At 67.0% G+C, this 15,809-nt stretch carries 15 protein-coding genes; 6 read left to right on the plus strand and 9 right to left on the minus strand.

The features are described 5' to 3' along the window. Nucleotides 1-153: 153 nt before the first annotated feature. Both FOE78_RS08980 and FOE78_RS08985 read left to right on the plus strand, forming a co-directional pair. Nucleotides 154-1,332, plus strand: a complete 1,179-nt coding sequence (locus tag FOE78_RS08980; RefSeq protein WP_210414893.1) for a glycosyltransferase family 39 protein — start codon at nucleotides 154-156, stop codon at nucleotides 1,330-1,332. Between the two features lie 137 nt (nucleotides 1,333-1,469). After that, nucleotides 1,470-2,555: a COG4280 domain-containing protein gene (locus tag FOE78_RS08985; RefSeq protein WP_228266119.1), complete on the plus strand. Its 1,086-nt coding sequence runs from the start codon at nucleotides 1,470-1,472 to the stop codon at nucleotides 2,553-2,555. 16 nt (nucleotides 2,556-2,571) lie between these two features. Here the strand turns inward: FOE78_RS08985 and FOE78_RS08990 are convergent, their stop codons facing one another. The 3 genes from FOE78_RS08990 to FOE78_RS09000 form a co-directional block, all read right to left on the minus strand. Then, a complete protein-coding gene (locus FOE78_RS08990) occupies nucleotides 2,572-3,144 on the minus strand; it encodes a Chromate resistance protein ChrB (protein ID WP_210414894.1) in 573 nt (190 codons plus the stop codon). A gap of 49 nt (nucleotides 3,145-3,193) precedes the next feature. Continuing rightward, nucleotides 3,194-4,504, minus strand: coding sequence for a chloride channel protein (locus FOE78_RS08995; RefSeq protein ID WP_168207437.1), 1,311 nt, complete (start codon nucleotides 4,502-4,504; stop codon nucleotides 3,194-3,196). Between the two features lie 156 nt (nucleotides 4,505-4,660). After that, the gene (locus FOE78_RS09000; protein WP_143985982.1) at nucleotides 4,661-5,017 is read right to left on the minus strand and encodes a VOC family protein; all 357 of its coding nucleotides are present in this window, start codon (nucleotides 5,015-5,017) and stop codon (nucleotides 4,661-4,663) included. 32 nt (nucleotides 5,018-5,049) lie between these two features. On the opposite strand from FOE78_RS09000, the gene FOE78_RS09005 reads away from it, so the two are divergent. From FOE78_RS09005 to FOE78_RS09015, 3 genes are all read left to right on the plus strand, one after another. Beyond that, nucleotides 5,050-6,174, plus strand: a complete 1,125-nt coding sequence (locus tag FOE78_RS09005; protein ID WP_143985983.1) for a flavin-containing monooxygenase — start codon at nucleotides 5,050-5,052, stop codon at nucleotides 6,172-6,174. Between the two features lie 215 nt (nucleotides 6,175-6,389). Next, nucleotides 6,390-6,677, plus strand: a complete 288-nt coding sequence (locus FOE78_RS09010; protein WP_143985984.1) for a hypothetical protein — start codon at nucleotides 6,390-6,392, stop codon at nucleotides 6,675-6,677. Nucleotides 6,678-6,828: 151 nt separating this feature from the next. Then, on the plus strand, nucleotides 6,829-7,635 hold the full coding sequence (locus tag FOE78_RS09015; protein WP_168207438.1) for a helix-turn-helix transcriptional regulator: 807 nt from the start codon (nucleotides 6,829-6,831) through the stop codon (nucleotides 7,633-7,635). Nucleotides 7,636-7,638: 3 nt separating this feature from the next. On the opposite strand, the gene FOE78_RS09020 is transcribed toward FOE78_RS09015, so the two are convergent. After that, a complete protein-coding gene (locus tag FOE78_RS09020) occupies nucleotides 7,639-9,135 on the minus strand; it encodes an alpha-L-fucosidase (protein WP_168207439.1) in 1,497 nt (498 codons plus the stop codon). A 127-nt stretch (nucleotides 9,136-9,262) separates the two neighbouring features. Here FOE78_RS09020 and FOE78_RS09025 point away from each other — a divergent pair, with 127 nt between their 5' ends. Further along, nucleotides 9,263-9,604: an L-rhamnose mutarotase gene (locus tag FOE78_RS09025; protein ID WP_143985987.1), complete on the plus strand. Its 342-nt coding sequence runs from the start codon at nucleotides 9,263-9,265 to the stop codon at nucleotides 9,602-9,604. A 43-nt stretch (nucleotides 9,605-9,647) separates the two neighbouring features. Here the strand turns inward: FOE78_RS09025 and FOE78_RS09030 are convergent, their stop codons facing one another. Genes FOE78_RS09030 through FOE78_RS09050 form a run of 5 tightly spaced genes read right to left on the minus strand, consistent with a single transcriptional unit; the run spans nucleotide 9,648 to nucleotide 15,801 of the window. Next, nucleotides 9,648-10,619: a sugar-binding transcriptional regulator gene (locus FOE78_RS09030; RefSeq protein ID WP_210414895.1), complete on the minus strand. Its 972-nt coding sequence runs from the start codon at nucleotides 10,617-10,619 to the stop codon at nucleotides 9,648-9,650. Next, complete coding sequence (locus FOE78_RS09035; protein WP_143985988.1) at nucleotides 10,616-11,278, minus strand: aspartate/glutamate racemase family protein; 663 nt, start codon at nucleotides 11,276-11,278, stop codon at nucleotides 10,616-10,618. Before FOE78_RS09035 ends, FOE78_RS09030 begins: the two co-directional genes overlap by 4 nt. Before the next feature lie 16 nt (nucleotides 11,279-11,294). Further along, a complete protein-coding gene (locus FOE78_RS09040) occupies nucleotides 11,295-13,283 on the minus strand; it encodes a glycoside hydrolase family 127 protein (protein ID WP_168207440.1) in 1,989 nt (662 codons plus the stop codon). Continuing rightward, the gene (locus FOE78_RS09045) at nucleotides 13,283-14,557 is read right to left on the minus strand and encodes a four-carbon acid sugar kinase family protein (RefSeq protein WP_143985990.1); all 1,275 of its coding nucleotides are present in this window, start codon (nucleotides 14,555-14,557) and stop codon (nucleotides 13,283-13,285) included. Before FOE78_RS09045 ends, FOE78_RS09040 begins: the two co-directional genes overlap by 1 nt. After that, the gene (locus FOE78_RS09050) at nucleotides 14,557-15,801 is read right to left on the minus strand and encodes a RuBisCO large subunit C-terminal-like domain-containing protein (protein ID WP_143985991.1); all 1,245 of its coding nucleotides are present in this window, start codon (nucleotides 15,799-15,801) and stop codon (nucleotides 14,557-14,559) included. The genes FOE78_RS09045 and FOE78_RS09050 overlap by 1 nt, the downstream gene beginning before the upstream one ends. Nucleotides 15,802-15,809 lie beyond the last annotated feature (8 nt).

Here is a 15,809-nt window from a genome sequence, read left to right on the forward strand (position 1 = left end):
GCAGCCGGGGCCCTGGACTGCACGGGCGAGCAAGCCCAGCCGGACCGATCCCGGCTGCAGTTGAAGCGCACGTTCTGAGTCCCTTTGGGAATGCTGAGGGGAGCGGGTTGCGGCCGGACGAGCTACTACGAAAACAGTAGTACCGTCGGATCGGTGTTGACCGTGCTGCGGAGCGGGTCGGTGGGCCAGGCCAACCAGAGTGCCGAGTCAGGCAAGCGATCGCCGGTCGGTCTGGATCGGGCGTTGGTCGGGCCGGTGTTGCTGTTCCACGTGCTGACTCGCGGCGTCGTGATCGTCGGTTTGTGGCTGGCTGCGAAGTGGAGTGGGCGATCCTTTGCGGCGGTCGCAACCCGGTGGGACGGCCGCTGGTACCTCAGACTGGCCGCGAACGGCTACCCGAGTCAATTGCCGATGCAGGCCGGCCAGATCCGGCCGAGCACTGCCGCGTTCTTCCCGTTCTTTCCCTGGCTGACCAGACCACTGATGTCGATTGGGGTGCCTTTCTGGCTTGCCGCGATGGTGCTCAATTTGCTCGCGTCGAGCGCGGCCGTCGTCGTGATCGTGCTGGTGTCCAACGAATACCTGGATCGGCGCAGCGCGCAGTTGCTCGGTTGCCTGTGGACCGCATTTCCCGTGTCCGCAGTGCTGTCGACCACGTACAGCGAAGCAGTGTTCACGCTGCTGGGCGCTCTCTGTCTGCTGTTTGTGCTGCGTCGCCGGTGGATTCTCGCCGGTCTGGCCGCGGCATTGGCCGGCGCAACGCGCCCGCCCGGAATCGTCTTCGCGGGCGCAGTCGGGGTGGCGGCGATCGTGGCAGTCGTGCGTCGGCGGGAGTGGCGCAGTTTGATCGGCGCCGCGATCGCACCGGTGGGCTTCATCGCCGCGGTCGGCTACATCGGTTGGCGGGTCGGACGTCTCGACGGCTGGCAGGCTACCGAGCACGGGGGATGGCACTCCCGTCTCACCTTCGGGCGAGGCTGGCTCTCCTGGTTGAATCCTTCCTTCTGGACGACTCGCACCGAGATCCACTTTCTGATCGCCGTGTTGGCGGTCGTCCTGATCGCCCTGTCGATCGCGGCGCTGGCGCTACGGCCGCCATTGCCGATCGCAGCGCTGATCGTCGCGGGTGCGTTCTTGGCCTTTGCCTTCGGAGGGGTCGAAATGGACTCCGCGCCGCGGGTGATGATGGCCTTCTTCCCCGTCCTCGCACCGCTGGCCGTCCTGTTGTCGCGAGGTCCCAGAGCGGTCCGCTGGCCGATCCTCGGGCTCGGATCGGTGCTGGCCGCGGTGGTCGGCGGCTACTACTTCGCGTTCGCTCCGATCTCGCCCTGAGTCGCTGAGGACGGCATGTTCGGCAGGAGTGCGTCCTTCAGGTGGTGTCCGAGCAAGCTTGTTCGAGCGCCTGCTACACACGAGAGCTAACGACTGTTACAGTCGGCAGCACCTGTCGGGCGAGGAGGTGAGGACCGATGACTGCGGTCGCGTTGTTCGTTGCGGTCTTCCTGGCGTGCATCGTCGAGTCGGTCGAGGCGACGACGATCGTCGTCGCGGTCGGAGCGACGCGCAATTGGCGGTCGGCGCTGACCGGGACCGTGGTTGCGTTGATCGCGCTGGCCGCGATCGTGGCTGTCGCCGGACCGGCGATCATGTTGCTCCCGCTCGGCATTCTGCGACTGGTGGTCGGTGCGCTGTTGCTGGTGTTCGGCCTGCAGTGGCTGCGTAAGGCGGCCTTGAGGGCGAGCGGCTTCAAGGCACTGCATGACGAGGACCTGATCTACCGGAAGCAGGTCGCGGCAGCTGCCGCAGCGGAGCGTGAACATCGGTTCGGAGTCTCCGACTGGTACGCGTTCACGCTGGCATTCAAGGGCGTGTTGTTGGAGGGTCTGGAGGTCGTGTTCATCGTGCTGACCTTCGCCACCAACGAAGGCAACCTGCCGGTGGCGGTCCTGGCGGCGGTGGCTGCCGCGGTGATCGTGGTGATCCTCGGCGCGGTGATCCGTGGGCCACTGTCTCGGGTCCCGGAGAACACACTCAAGTTCGTGGTCGGCATCATGCTGACGACTTTCGGCGTTTATTGGGGCGCCGAGGGAGCAGGTGCGGTCTGGCCGGGCGCGGACGTCGCGCTGCTGCTGATCGCGCCTGCGGTCGCCGGCTACTGCCTGCTGCTGGTGGCTGTCCTCGTCCGCCTGCGCCGGCGAAGGCTCGTCGCCGACTCCGCGAAGACGCAAGCAGCGGCCACCGCTGGACGCGACCGTCAGCTTCCTGACAACACCGGCACCGCGGAAGCGCCGGCTTCCACCGAGCCGGCCACCGCCACCCACACCGGGACAGCGCCGGACGTCGTCGTGGTCCCGACGGTGAGGCACAGGCTGAAGGCGTTCGGCCTGTTCTGGTACGACTTCGTCATCGGCGACGACTGGCAGGTAGCGGTCGGCGTTCTGGTGATGCTGGCAGCGATCGCGCTCGCGCATACGGCGTCGGCCGCCTGGCTGATCGCGCCGGCCGGACTGGCGATCCTGATCCCGTACGGGACCCTGCGCGCGGCCCGCTCCTGACGGCTGACGCCGGCGGTCAGTGGCCTTCCGGCTCCTCCGCATAAACTCTGGTCGCGTAGTCCTCCAGGACCTTCTCGCAGTTCGCCACCGCGGCCTCGGCCTCGGTGCGACCGGGAGCCCCGAAGACGTCGCGATCGCGCACTTTGGCCAGCCAGTTCACCAACTTGGTGTGATCGACCTCGTTCTCCTCGAGCTCGGCATAGCTGAAATGTGAGCTCGTGTACTCCTTCTCGACCTCGGCCACGAATCCCTGACAGCGGTCGATGATCTCCTCGTACTCGTCGGATCGGGCCGCCTGGAACGCGGCCATCACGGTCTGTTCGCCGGCCAGCGGCGTCGACCGGAACAACGTGGCGGTGCCATCCAGGCCGAGAATCTCCCGCTGCAGCTTGCGCATGGCGCGCTCGTTTGCGTTGTTCAGCGGCAGCGTGGCGACCGAGTTCTGCAGATAGACGGCACCCAATGCCTTCAGCCGACGCCAAACCGTCGCCCGCAGCCGGGTCGGCTCGGACGGGATCCGGTAGACGAGCACCAGCCAGCTGATCTGCTGCCCCTGCCCATCGGTGCCAACCCGATCGGTGTCTGCCACAGCGAAATCCTAACGGCCTGAGGCGCCGAGGATCTCGGCGCACCCCGCATCACCGCGGCTGATCCGCGATCTCTGCACCGGCCGTTTCCGGTCGGTCTCGCGTCGTCCTCGCTGCGAGCAGGTATCGGGCTCCCGCTACTGCCAGAAAGGCCGTGATCACGGCGATCAGCACCGGGGCGGTCTGCAATGCGCCGAGTCTGGTGAAGAACACGGCCATCAGAACCAGTGAGAAGGGCGCCGCGATCAAGGCCCCGGGCACGGCGACCAGCAGGCAGGAGAAGGCCAGTCCCAACGGCACGTCCGGGAAGAGCAAGTGCACGGCGACGCCGGCGGTTCCGCCGATGAAGAGGGCCGGGAAGATCGGACCTCCGACGAAGCCGCTCGCGACGCTGACCGAGAAGGTGAACATTTTCGCGACGATCAGCACAGCGATCAGCGCAAAGCCCAGCGCGGCCTGATCGCTGATGACCACGGAGAGCTGCTCGCTGCCGTTGAACATGCTGAGCGGCAGGGCGACGCCGACCACACCGAACAGGACGCCGCCGATCGTGGACTTCACGAACGTCGGCAGCTTGAGCCGACCGAACAAGGCGGTGGCTGCGGACATGAAGATGCCGAGCACGAGCACGATGACCGCGGCCAGCAGGCCGAAACCCACGCCGGCAGCCAACTCCCAGTCGTGATATGCGAACGATCCGACGTCGTACTTGTCGAGGAACACCGAGCCGGCGATCAGGTAGTAGATCGCGAACGAGATCGCTCCGGCGATGATCGTGGCGGGGAGCACCTTGCGGTAGAGCTTCTCACCCGGACTGGCGATCTCGCAGATGAACGCCACCACGATCAGCACGCTGGAGAACAACCCGCCGTACGCCCCGGCAAAGCCGGCCAGGGTGTTGACCTTCGTGTCATCGACTGTCGCCCCGCGCCGCCGGGCGGTCCAGCCTCCGGCCCAGCCACCGGCCGTGCCCAGAGCCTGTTCCGGACCGAGGCTCGCGCCGCCGATCAGCGAGATCGCCGACACCGCAAGAATCCCAGGCACCACCGCGGGCTCGATGTGTTGGGATTGAAGATCATCAACCAGCGTGGGTGTCTTCGCGGGCAGCTTCGTCAAGTGCCTCAGCAGCCCCACCGCGACGCCGGCGGCAGTCGTGACCGCCAACCACCACCAATGCCCGCCCCACCAGCCGTGGTCCGACGACGTGTACCACTTTCCACCCACGCCGATCACTCCCAGAAAGGCGAGGCTGAAGAACGCTCCGAAGACGCCGAGACCGACCGCATGGCCCATCAGTGGCCAGAAGCCTCTCGTTCGGGTCACCGGCATTTCGGTCGACGTTACTGCGCTGGTGTCGGTCATGCGGACCTCCTCCCCGATGACATCGGGCCCGGGCACGCGTGTGCATCCCCGGTCCACGATCGGGCCAGATCCCACGGTCCGCATCCTCCGGACCGGACGACATCGCCAGAGGCTGTCGGCGGGTGAGCGCGCGGCGATGACGGTCCGCGTGGCCGCCTACGTCGTCGTCGGCGCAACCAGGCAGAGGATGTGGCCGTCCACGTCGCGCAGCACCGACTGGCGTTCACCCCACGGCTGGTGCGACGGCGGGTCGACCACCGTCGCACCCGCAGCCACTGCCTGTCGGGTGGTCCGGTCGACGTCGGTGACGGCGAAGCTGACAGCGACGCCGGCATCTCCTGGCGTGGGCGGGCGCTGATGCAACAGCACCTCAACCACCGGATCCTTGGTTGCGAGCAGGGTCAGTTCGTCGGTGGCGTAGCGCCGGTGAAGGCCCAACACCTGCTCGTACAGGACTCGTGCGCGGTCCAGTGAGGCGACGGAAACGGTGACGCGAGCAACAGTCGTAGGCACGTGCCGACAGTAGCGGTGCCTACGATGCGGCTATGACACGGCGCAGCGAAACGCTCGTCATCGGTGCTTCGGCGGCAGGCCTGGCCACCGCGGCCTGCCTGCAGCGGGCGGGGCAGCGGACCGTGCTGCTGGAGGCCGCCGACGACGTCGCCGCCAGCTGGCGAGGTCGTTACGATCGGTTGCACCTGCACACGCCCAGAGCGGCCTCGGCGTTGCCCGGTCTGGAGATGCCAGCGGGATGGCGGCGCTATCTTGCCCGCGATCAGGTGGTCAGCTATCTGGAGCAGTATCGAGACCATCACCGGTTGGCCCCGCAATACGGCCAGCGGGTGCTTCGGCTGGAGCGGGAGGGCGGCGACTGGGTCGCTACGACTGCCGACCGGCAGTGGCGAGCCGGCACTGCCGTCGTCGCGACCGGGTTCAACCGGCGTCCGGTGTTGCCGTCCTGGCCCGGCATCGAGGACTTCCGCGGTGAGATTCTGCACTCCAGCGCCTACCGCAACCCGACGCCGTGGCACGGAGAGCGAGTACTCGTCGTCGGGTTCGGCAATTCGGCCTGCGAGCAGGCGGTCGACCTGGTCGAGGGCGGAGTCGAAACACACCTGTCGGTACGCTCACCGGTCAACGTCATCCCGCGTGACCTTCTCGGCGTACCGGTGCTCCGACTCGGGGCCGCACTGCATCATCTACCGGCCAGGGCCGCCGATGCCTTGGCCTGGCCGTTGGTCCGGCTGACGGTCGGAGACATCCGCCGGCTCGGGCTGGACAAACTTCCGTACGGACCGATGACCCAAATCGCTCGGACCCGGCGCATCCCCTTGCTCGACAGCGGTGCGCTCGACCAGCTCCGGGCCGGTCGTATAACGCTGCACGGCGCAATCTCACGGTTCACGCCGGAGGGTGTGGAGTTCATCGACGGGACCAAACTCGAGGTGACAGCAGTCGTTCTGGGCACCGGGTACGTCCCCGCACTGGCGGAATTCCTGCCCGAGTGGGCCGCCGTATGCGACCCCTCCGGAGTCCCGTACGAATCCGGTCGGCCGACCGCCCTGCCCGGATTGTTCTTCTGCGGATATCGCGTCTCGCCGGCCGGCATGCTGCACGACATCGCCCACGAAGCCCGCCTCCTGGCCGCACAACTCAGAGGCCGGCCGTAGCGTCCGGCGCTGTGTGCGGACCGGCTTGGCCGGCGACGCAGGCACAGTTGCCCGCCCTCGTCAAGGCCCCTGCCGGTTCCGGCAGCACTGCCTCGCGGCGTGGCCGCTGCCGAGGTCGAACTGATACTTCTTGGTGCGTCGAAAGTCACGCAACAGGAAGGAACGGAGTGCAGATGAGGACTTCACGAGTCGGCGCACTGGTCGCAGCATCAGCTGTGGCAGCGGCGTCGTTGACAACGCTTGTCTCGGCACCGGCGCAGGCCGTGACCGCGGCCGGCAGTCACCCGGTGTGCAGCTATCACTTCAGGGTCAACACCAACATTCGTGGCGGCGCCAGCACGGCCTATCCCATCAACGGCGTCGGCCTGCGCGGCCAGACCTGGACCAGCAACCCGCTGACCGTCAAGGGCAACTGGATCGAGGGCTTCGACGCCCAGACGGGCAAGAGGGGCTGGGTGGTGCGCGGCGGCCTGACTGGCGGCAGCTGCGGACACCAGCTCTAGTCATCACGATGTGGGCCTCCGATTGAGGAGGCCCACAGATCGCACCACCCCCGCGGGTCGTATGGGCCGGTCGCGCGGGCGGAAGGCAGGATGAGATCAGCATGAGAGCGCCGTCGGCCGAGCGACACCGATGCTGGCTACAGTCGGCGCCATGCCGTCGAACAGTCGAGCAGGACGACATGCCCCCTGTCTGCCGAGCGTCGCTGTCGCTGCGACCCTGCGGACCGTCACGGAACAACTGGAGAGGCAAGAAGCCGATCTGCTGAGCGGATTTCCCCAATGGATCTGGCATCCTGCCAGCCGGAACGCACCCGACGTACGGCTGTTCGCGACCGGCCACGAGGAGTCCGTACACGTACTGGGGCAGATTGCCGAACTGTCGCAGCGGCAGGTCATCGGCTGCACCGACCGCGTCGTCGGATGGCCGCCGGCGCCGGTCACCTTCGACATCTCCGCCATACCCAATGCTCGGCAGGTCGAGGACCACACAATCCTGCGTGGCGTCGATCCACGCTGGTTCTCGATCACCAGCACACCACGCGACACCTTCAACATCGCGTCGTCGATACCGCTGAACGTGCGGGTCGTGGATCGACGAATCCTGGCCATCACCGAGCGCGATGACGTGACGCATCGCGCCCACCGGATGCTGGTGACCACGGCAAAGAATGCCGTGCTGGAGGCCGAGCGTTATCTCGACAGCTTGATGGCAACGTCGGTGCCGCTGCAACCGAACTGGCGTGATCCGTCCATTCGGCTCACTCGGCGTCAGCTGCAGATCCTTCGCCTGATCGCCGGTGACCTCACCGACGAACGCATCGCGAAGGAGCTGCAGCTCTCCCAACGCCAGATCCGGGCCGAGATCAGTGCGCTGTATCAGGTCTTCAACGTGCACAGCCGATTCGGCCTCGGGCTTGCTTACGGCTCCTGGGCCGCAGGCAGCAGCGCCGAAGTCTGACGTTCAGGAGGTACTGATCCGTAGCGCATAGAGATCGGCAGCATGCTGCTCGGGCAGCTTGATCCGGAGGGCGTCGGCGTCCTGGCTGCACCCGAGCCGACCGTGACCGAGCAGGGTCACCGAGGAGATCCGCCGGGTCAGAAGTCCTCGATCGGTGCCGAGGCTGGTGATCACCGCAACGCCTGCTGACGGCCGGGCCATGCCGAACGCATAGACCTGCTCGCCGACCTGGGTGAAGCGATAGTCCTCGGCGGTGTACGTGTCGATGTCCTTCTCGTCCCGCGACGCCGACTCGAGGACGTTCGGACCTTCCCCGTGGCGCAGCCACGGCCGGCTTCCGTAGATGCCTTCGCCGTTGGTCCGCAGCCAATCGCCGATCTCGGTGACGAGCCGGCGGGCGTGCTCGTCCAGGGTGCCGTCGGCGAGTTGCGGCACGTTCAGCAGCAGGCTGCCGTTCTTGCTGACCACGTCGATCAGCATTCGCAACACCTCGGGGGCGTTCTTGCGCGGCCGGAACAGTCCGGTGTCGTCGGCGCAGTCGAACCATTCGCCGTCGCTGGTGTCGAGTTGCCAGCCGATCGTCTCGATCTCTGCCCGTTGCCGTCGCTCCGAGTCGAGCAGGACGGCGGTGCGATCCTCGTCCGGTACGTCCTTGATCGCGGCGATTCCGGCCGGCACCCGACGGTAGTAGTCCGACAGGAACTTCAGCCCCAGCTGCGACGGGGGAGCAGTCTCGACGGTGCTGCCCCGGTCGAACGGCATCCGGGAGTCGTCCAGATAGACCAACTCCGGCTCGTACTTCGACACCGCATCCCAGAGGCGGCGATAGAAGTCCTCGGCCACTTCGACCGGCGCCGGTCCGTGGCCGCTGCGAATCGGGCCGTACAAGCGGATCGGATCGAGCCCTTCCCACCACGTCCCGACGCCGTCAGCAGCGGTCAGTCGACCGTCGAAGGGCTCGCCGGTCTCGGGATCGTTGCCGGTGGCGACGTTGAGCCACCGCCAGGTCCAGTTCTGATGAAAACTGAGCCCGAACGGCAGATCTCGCCGACGCGCCGCCTTCGCCCATTCGGCCACGATGTTGCGGCCGGGGCCGACCCTGGTGGTGTTCCACGGATGTTGGTCGGAGTCCCACAGATCCACGTTGTCGCAGTGGCTCGCCATGCTGACGAAGTAGCGGGCGCCGTTGTCGGCGTAGAAGTCGATCAAGGAATCGGCGTCGAAATGCTCGGCCTTCCACAGATTGACCAGATCCTTGTAACCGAACTCGGTCGGCGGACCGTAGTGCTCCCGGTGGTAGGCACTCTGCCGCTTCGGCCGTCTGACCTCCCAGTCCTCCAAGTGAGGTTGCAGACCGTACAGGTGGCGTGCATACCAGTCACCGGAGCGAGCAACCGACTGAGCACCCCAGTGCGCCCAGATACCGAACTTGGCGTCTGTGAACCAATCGGGGATCTGGTGCTGCCGCAACGACTCCCAGCTCGGCTGATAGCTGATCATGATCATCCTGTCTGGTCGGATCCGGCATCTGTCCGCATAACGTGACGTTGTTGATCACCGTCGGGCGGAATGCTAGCTTTGCTCAAACGATTGCTCAACAGTTGGCCGAGTTGAAGGAGCAGCTGGTATGCGCGTGGCGTTGCACTCGATTCTCAAACCCGAGACGGAAGACCGGTACCGCACCGATCATGCTGCGATCCCCGACGACCTGGTCGCCTCGTTCGACCGGTTGGGCATCGTCGACTGGACGATCTGGCGCAGCGGCCGGGACCTGTTCCACCTGGTCGACTGCGAGGATTTCGACGCCGCCTGGACCGCCCTCGCCGACGATCCGGCGAACAGGCGCTGGCAGGCCTTCATCGGCCCGTTGGTCGAGGGCTTCCGTACGGACAACGAGGGCAGCACCGGACTGGAGCTGGAACGGATCTGGTCCTTGGCCGGCCAGTCCCACGCGCACACCCGGGCCTGACGAGATGGGTGCCTTGGCGACCGGGATGCCCGCCAGGTGTTGATCATGCCAGCAACCGCCGCGCGGTGTAGTTGTCGGTGACCAGGATGTTGATCCAGCCGCCGCGCGCGGCGGCCCGGATCGCGTCGACCTTCGGTGCTCCACCGGCGACACCGATCCGCCGGGGCACGGCCAACAGGTCGTCGGCGCCGATGCCGATCACGCGGTTGCGCAGATCCCCGTCGACGGGCGCGCCGTTCCCGTCGAAGAAATTCAGGCAGACGTCGCCGACCGCGTGCATCGAGGACAGCCGATCGATGTCGGCCTGGGGCAGCGCAGCACCCCAGGAGGTCCGGAGCGGAGTCGCCGCGCCGATACCGGTGAGGACCACGCTCAAGGTGCGCCACGCGGCAGCCGCATCGGCGATGTACGGGTCGGCGAGCAACCCGTCCCGGACATCGCGGTTGGCGACCACTCCGGGAGCAGCGAGATAGATCGGGTCAGCACCGGTCAACTGCGCCAATCGATCGGTGAGCCGGGTAGCCTGCGCCCGCATCGTCGGGTTCCCGACCGCTCCCAGGGTCTGGACCACGACCTCGGCACTGCCCGCCACGATCGGGGCCAGCGACTCGACCATGGCCAGCAGGGACGCGGAACGAGACGAGATGCCGACCCGCTCGCCGGAGGCCAGAGTCGACTCGAAGTAGGAAGCTGCAGCGGCCCCGATGGCTGACAGCACCCCGGCGTCGTCGTCCGAGGCGGCTTCGGAGACGACCACGTCGCGCAGCCCGAGTTCGGCAGCGATGGCCTGCTCCAGCTCGGAGAAGAAGCCCGGCGGGGTCACCACCGTGGTGCGTACGACACCAAGACGCTGAGCGTCCTTCAACAGCCGGGAAACCCTTGACTGGCTGAGATTCAGCCGCTCTGCGATCTCCGGCTGCCGGATGCCTTCCTCGTGATACATCCGGGCGGCCTTGATCAGCAGTGCCAGCCGACCACGTTGTGGCTGATGGGTGCCGTTGGACGGCTCGGTCACCTGCTCGCCTCGCTCCGGGCGAGCAACTCGGCGACGCGCCGGATGCCGAGCTCCGGGCTGGTCAGCACCGGTACGTCGACCTGGGTCTTGGCTGCAGCGGAGGCCATCGACGCCTGGGCGAGCACGATCACGTCGCTGCGGCCGGCCTGGTCGGTGATGGCCTGGGCGACCAACGCGTCGTGCCGGTCCCGATCGCCGCCGGTAACCGCTTCGAAGGCGCCAGGGACGACGACTTCGGTGATCTCCGGTTGTTTGCCCTGTCCGGCCGCCCGTTCTCGCAGCAACGCGGCCGTGGGCAGCAGCGTCGTTTCCAGAGTGGCGATCACGCTGATCCGCTGAGCGCCGCGGACCGCTTCGTCGGCCATCGCCTCGTCGATCCGGAAGACCGGCAGGCCAAGATCATCTTCCAGAGCGGCGGCGTAGCCGGAGATGGACGAGCAGGTGAAGACGATCGCGTCGGCGCCGGACGTTTTCGCCGCCCGTCCGAGTGCGGCCAACCGGGTTGCGATGTCGGTTCTTTCCGCGCCTCGGCCCAGGTCGGAGACGATGCGATCATCCAGCAGGTGTTGGATCTCAACCGTCGGCAGCTGGTGCGCGGCCAGCTCGGTGAAGGTGGGGATGACGACGGCTCCGGTGTGGAGCATGGCAAGCCGGGTCATGGGTCGGTCCTTCCGGTCAGCGGAGCAGTGGGAGCCAGACAGACATCTCGCCGGATCCGCGGTTTCCCCACAGAGCGTAGGGAATCAGCCGCAGGTCCAGCGGTGTCGGCGGACTGGGATCGAGTTCGGCGTACAGCCGGCCGTCCGGTACGGGGTCAGGCAATCGGGCAGCCGTGCCGCGCAGCAGGACGTGGCCGCCGAAGATGCCGTCGCCCGGCTCCTCGGTCCAGTCGATCGTCTGCGGGATCGCGACGGAGCCCACGGTGACGTCGTCGGGCAGGTCGGCCGACTCGACGCAGTAGACGACTGGACCGCGTACGACGCTGACCTGGTTGGTCGCCTCCTCCAGGAACCGATGGGCGACCGTCAGCCGGACCGACAGGTCCAGGGAGATCTCGACGGTGTTGTGATCCCACTGTTGATCAAGGACGGCATAACCGCTTTCGAACCGATCCACCGGTCGACCGTCCACCGACACCTGCGCGTCTTTGCTCCAGCCGGGAATCCGCACCCGCAGCTGACCGTCGACCGGCCGTTCCGCCTGCACGCCGAGGCGAATGATCCCGGTTGCGGGGTAGTCGGTTTCCTGGCGCACCGTGACGGCAACTCCGTCGAAGTCGGTGGTCGCGGTGCCGGTCACGAACTGGTGCACCCAGGCGGTCCGGTCCTTGTGGCTGTAGGCGTAGTAGGGGAGTTCGGTGATGACGCGGGCGATGTTGGGTGGGCAGCAGAAGCACGCGGTCATGTACTCCTGGCGTCCGCGCTCATGCGACGGCGGCGGCACGGAGTCCTTCGGGTTGCCCGCGCGCCGCAGCGGGAAGGGCAGGTCTCTGACCTGACGCAGCGGGTTGGTGTAGAAGTAGCTCGTGCCGTCGGCGCCGATCATCGCCGGCAGCGCGTTGTAGATGACTCGCTCGATCTCGTCGGCGTAGCGTGCGTCTCCGGTCAGGGTGAGCATCCGCCAGGCCCAGAAGATCAAGCCGAGCGATGCGCACGATTCGTTGTAGGCGGTGACATTCGGCAGTTGGTAGGGGCGGCCGTAGGCCTGATGCACCCGGGTGATCGCCCAGTAGTTCTGCCCGGCGTCGGGTGAGGCACCGTCGTACAGCGCGCCGCAGCCGCCGGTGATGTAGAGCTTGGAGCCGACCAGATCATCCCAGATGCTCTGCAGCGCGGTGATCAACTCCTGGTCGCCGGTCTCCAGCGCGTAGTCGGCCATCCCCGCATACAGGTAGTTGGCGCGCACGGAGTGTCCGACAGCCTGCCGCTGTTCTCGAACCGGCAGTACGTCCTGGTTGTCGTCGCTGCCGTCGGATCCCTTGCCACCATGGAGATCCAGCAGCTTGCCGGCCAGTTCGAGGTATCGCGCGTCGCCGGTGGTGCGATAGAGCTCGATCGAGCCCATGTAGTGGGACGGGCAGATGTTGCAGTCGGCCAACCGCTCCGGGTGGTCGATGGTGAGGCCGATCAAGTAGCCGGCGGCCCGCTCGGCCACCTTCAGATAGGAGTTGTCTCCGGTCAGCCGATAGTGAACGCAGGCGAGGTTCATCAGGTGGCCGAGGTTGTAGGTCTCGAAATTGAGCCGCTCGTCCAACGGCAGCACGTCGCTGCCCGCCCGCTGCGCGATCGTCGTCTTGGTGTGGAGGTAGCCGTCCGGCTGCTGGGCTCGCTCGATGGCGATGGCGGCCTTGGTCAGGTAGTCGGCCAGATCGGTGTCCGGCGACTCGGCCGCGGCAACGGTTGCCGATTCCAGCCACTTGTAGAGGTCGCCGTCCATGAACGGCGGTCCGTGATGTTCGCCGGCGAAATCACCCGCGGCGACCAGAAAATTCTCGTAGGCATGCGCGATCGACGAGTCGAACATGATCTTGCCCATGGTCGGAACGGTGACCTCCACCGTCCGCGCCCGCAGCCGCGCGACCGGGCCGGGCCCGGTGATCGTGCAGCCCTTGGCCGGCAGACAGGACATGACCGCGTACGGGCTGTTGCTCGTGTCGGTGAGCATCATTGCCTTTCAGAACAGGACGATTTACTGGTTGCTGAGGCGGCGTTGACCGATCCGCCGGTCTTGATCTTGGTGAACAGGTCGGCTTCGCCCATCTGTCCGCCCTTGAGGACGAACTCGGTCCGACTCAGGTGCTGCTCCTGCCCATCGCCGTGGCACAGGCAGACGTTTCCCCACGGTTGAGCGGCGACGCTGAGCGTGTTGACGCCGAGGCGACGCAGCACCCGCCCGGAGGTGTCTCCACCACAGATGATCACACGGCCGTGGTCGGCTCGACGAAGCCAGGCATCGCCGATCTCGGCCAGCCGATCCGGGATCTCCTCGGCGGCAACGGTTTTCGACGACTCGGTGGAGCTGACGATGACGTCGGCGCCGTCGGACTGCAGGTCCAGTGTGCGGCGCAGTGCGTCGTCGTCGAAGAGATCCAGCCGCGGCCATCCCGATGTCGCGACTTGCTGCTGAGTACGCGCCGAGGTGCTTCCGCTGAGCACCAGGATCGGACCGTCGGCCGGCTCGGCCGTTGTCGGCAGCGGCGGCATCGTAGCGGTCCGGGGCGGCGTCGCGGTCCGGCCGAGCGCGGCGCTGATGCCGCCGGACCCGATCACGAACGCCGGCGCAGCACCGCGATCCATGATCGTCCGTGCCAGCAGGTCGAGTTGCTGATCGGTGAAGGCGTCGCAGAGCATGCCGGCCTCGGGCCCGGACAGGGCTGCGGCGACCGTGTCCGGCTGGTCGTAGGCGGTCCACGGCAGCAGTCCGATGGGCAGCTTCGTCTGCCGGCCGAGGAAGAGCCGCAGGTCGGATTCGGTGGCTGGCGTGACCGGGTGGTTGATCATGGTCGGCTGCCGGTCCAGCCGGAACACCTCGGCCCCGTCCCGGGCGAAGTGGTGACCGAAGAACGTGTAGCGGCCGAAGTCGGGCTGGGCGAAGACCAACGGGATGGGTCCGGCTCCGAACAGCCTGGTGCCCAGTTCAAGCACCTGACCCAGGCTGCCGATCTCGGGCGAGGAATCGACGGTCGAACAGGCCTTGTACTGAATCAGATCCGGCTGCAGCCTGTGCAGCCGGGACAGGGCGGGGAGAGCCTCCGCGGCCATCTTGTCGGTCGGCAGGGATCGTGCGGTGCCGGCGATGCCGACGACGTCGTGCCCGTCGGTGGGCAGCTCGACGGCTGCAGAGGTCGCCAGCACGCCACTGAGGCCGGCCCGGCGGAACTGCAGCAGCACGTCCACCGAACCGGTGAAATCGTCACCGTAGAAGGCGAAACGAGGCATCAGCGCCGGCCGAACTTGTCGATCGCGGCGGCAAGCTCGGGCACCCGCGCCGCCCGGGCGTCCAACGACTCGCCCTCGATCGCTGCTGCCCAGGCCTCCCGCATCGACCGCACCCCGGCTGCCGAGCCGTGCGGATGGCCGTGGATGCCGCCACCGGCGAGCACCAGCAGGTCCTCGGTGCCGGTGGCGGCGTAGGTGGCGTGGGCCAGTCCGGCCGACTGGCCCGACGACAGCACCGGCAGGATGTGGTAACCGCCCAGGAACGGACGCCGGACGGCCTCGATCGAAGCCAGCACCTGCTCGTCGGACTCGTAGAACTTGTTCGCGATTCCGTTGGTGTGCAGATGATCGACGCCGGCCAACCGAGCGAGCTTCTGGAAGGCCGTGAACCCGATCCCGAGCTGGGGAGAGCGGGAGAAGGCGCCGAACATCGCCCGGTGACCGTGGATCGGCAGCTCGGATCGTTCCCGCAGGTAGTGCACTCCGGCCAGGCCGACGAGATTGACGCAGACCATCACGCAGCTGCCGCCGGCCTCCAGCACAAGATCATGATTGGCGGCCAGCCGGGAGATGTCGTCGGTGATGTTGAACGCGTACATCGGCATCCGGCCGGTCCGGTCGGCGTACGGCTTGAGCACCGACATCACCGCCCGGACCCGTTCGGCCAACGGCAGACACGGGGCGCTGCCCTGCAGCTCGTCGTCCTTGATGAAATCGATGCCGGCCTCGACGATCTCCCGCACCAGCGCCGCCAGTTCGTCGGCGGACAACCCGATGCTGGGCTTGACGATGGTTCCGATCAACGGGCCGGACTCGCGGCCGACCAGCTTGCGGGTGCCCTGCACGCCGAAACCGGGACCCGGGTAGGCATCGGCAAAAGCCATCGGCAGGTCGAGATCGATCAGCCGTAGCGCACCGACCTCCCTTAGCTCGAACAGGTTGCCCGCGACCGCGGCCAGCAGGTTCGGCAGCGAGGCTCCGAAGTTGTGCAGCGGGAACGCAATCCGCACCCGGGCCCGCCTGGCGACGCTCCAGTCACCCGATGCGCCCGGCAGTGGTGGCCGGCCGCTCGGCGGAAGCTCGTCGATCGATTCCACCGTCGCGGCGTGCCGAGCGGTCAACCGCTCGGTCTCGCCCCGCACCGCGACGAAGGTGCCGGTGGACTGCTCTCCCGCAATGGTGGCGACGGTCGCCTCGAGCGGGAGGGCAGTTTCGATCTCGTACGTTGCCCGTACGACATCCATCGCTGTCT

Source organism: Microlunatus elymi, from assembly GCF_007362775.1.
GTDB classification, from domain to species: domain Bacteria; phylum Actinomycetota; class Actinomycetes; order Propionibacteriales; family Propionibacteriaceae; genus Microlunatus; species Microlunatus elymi.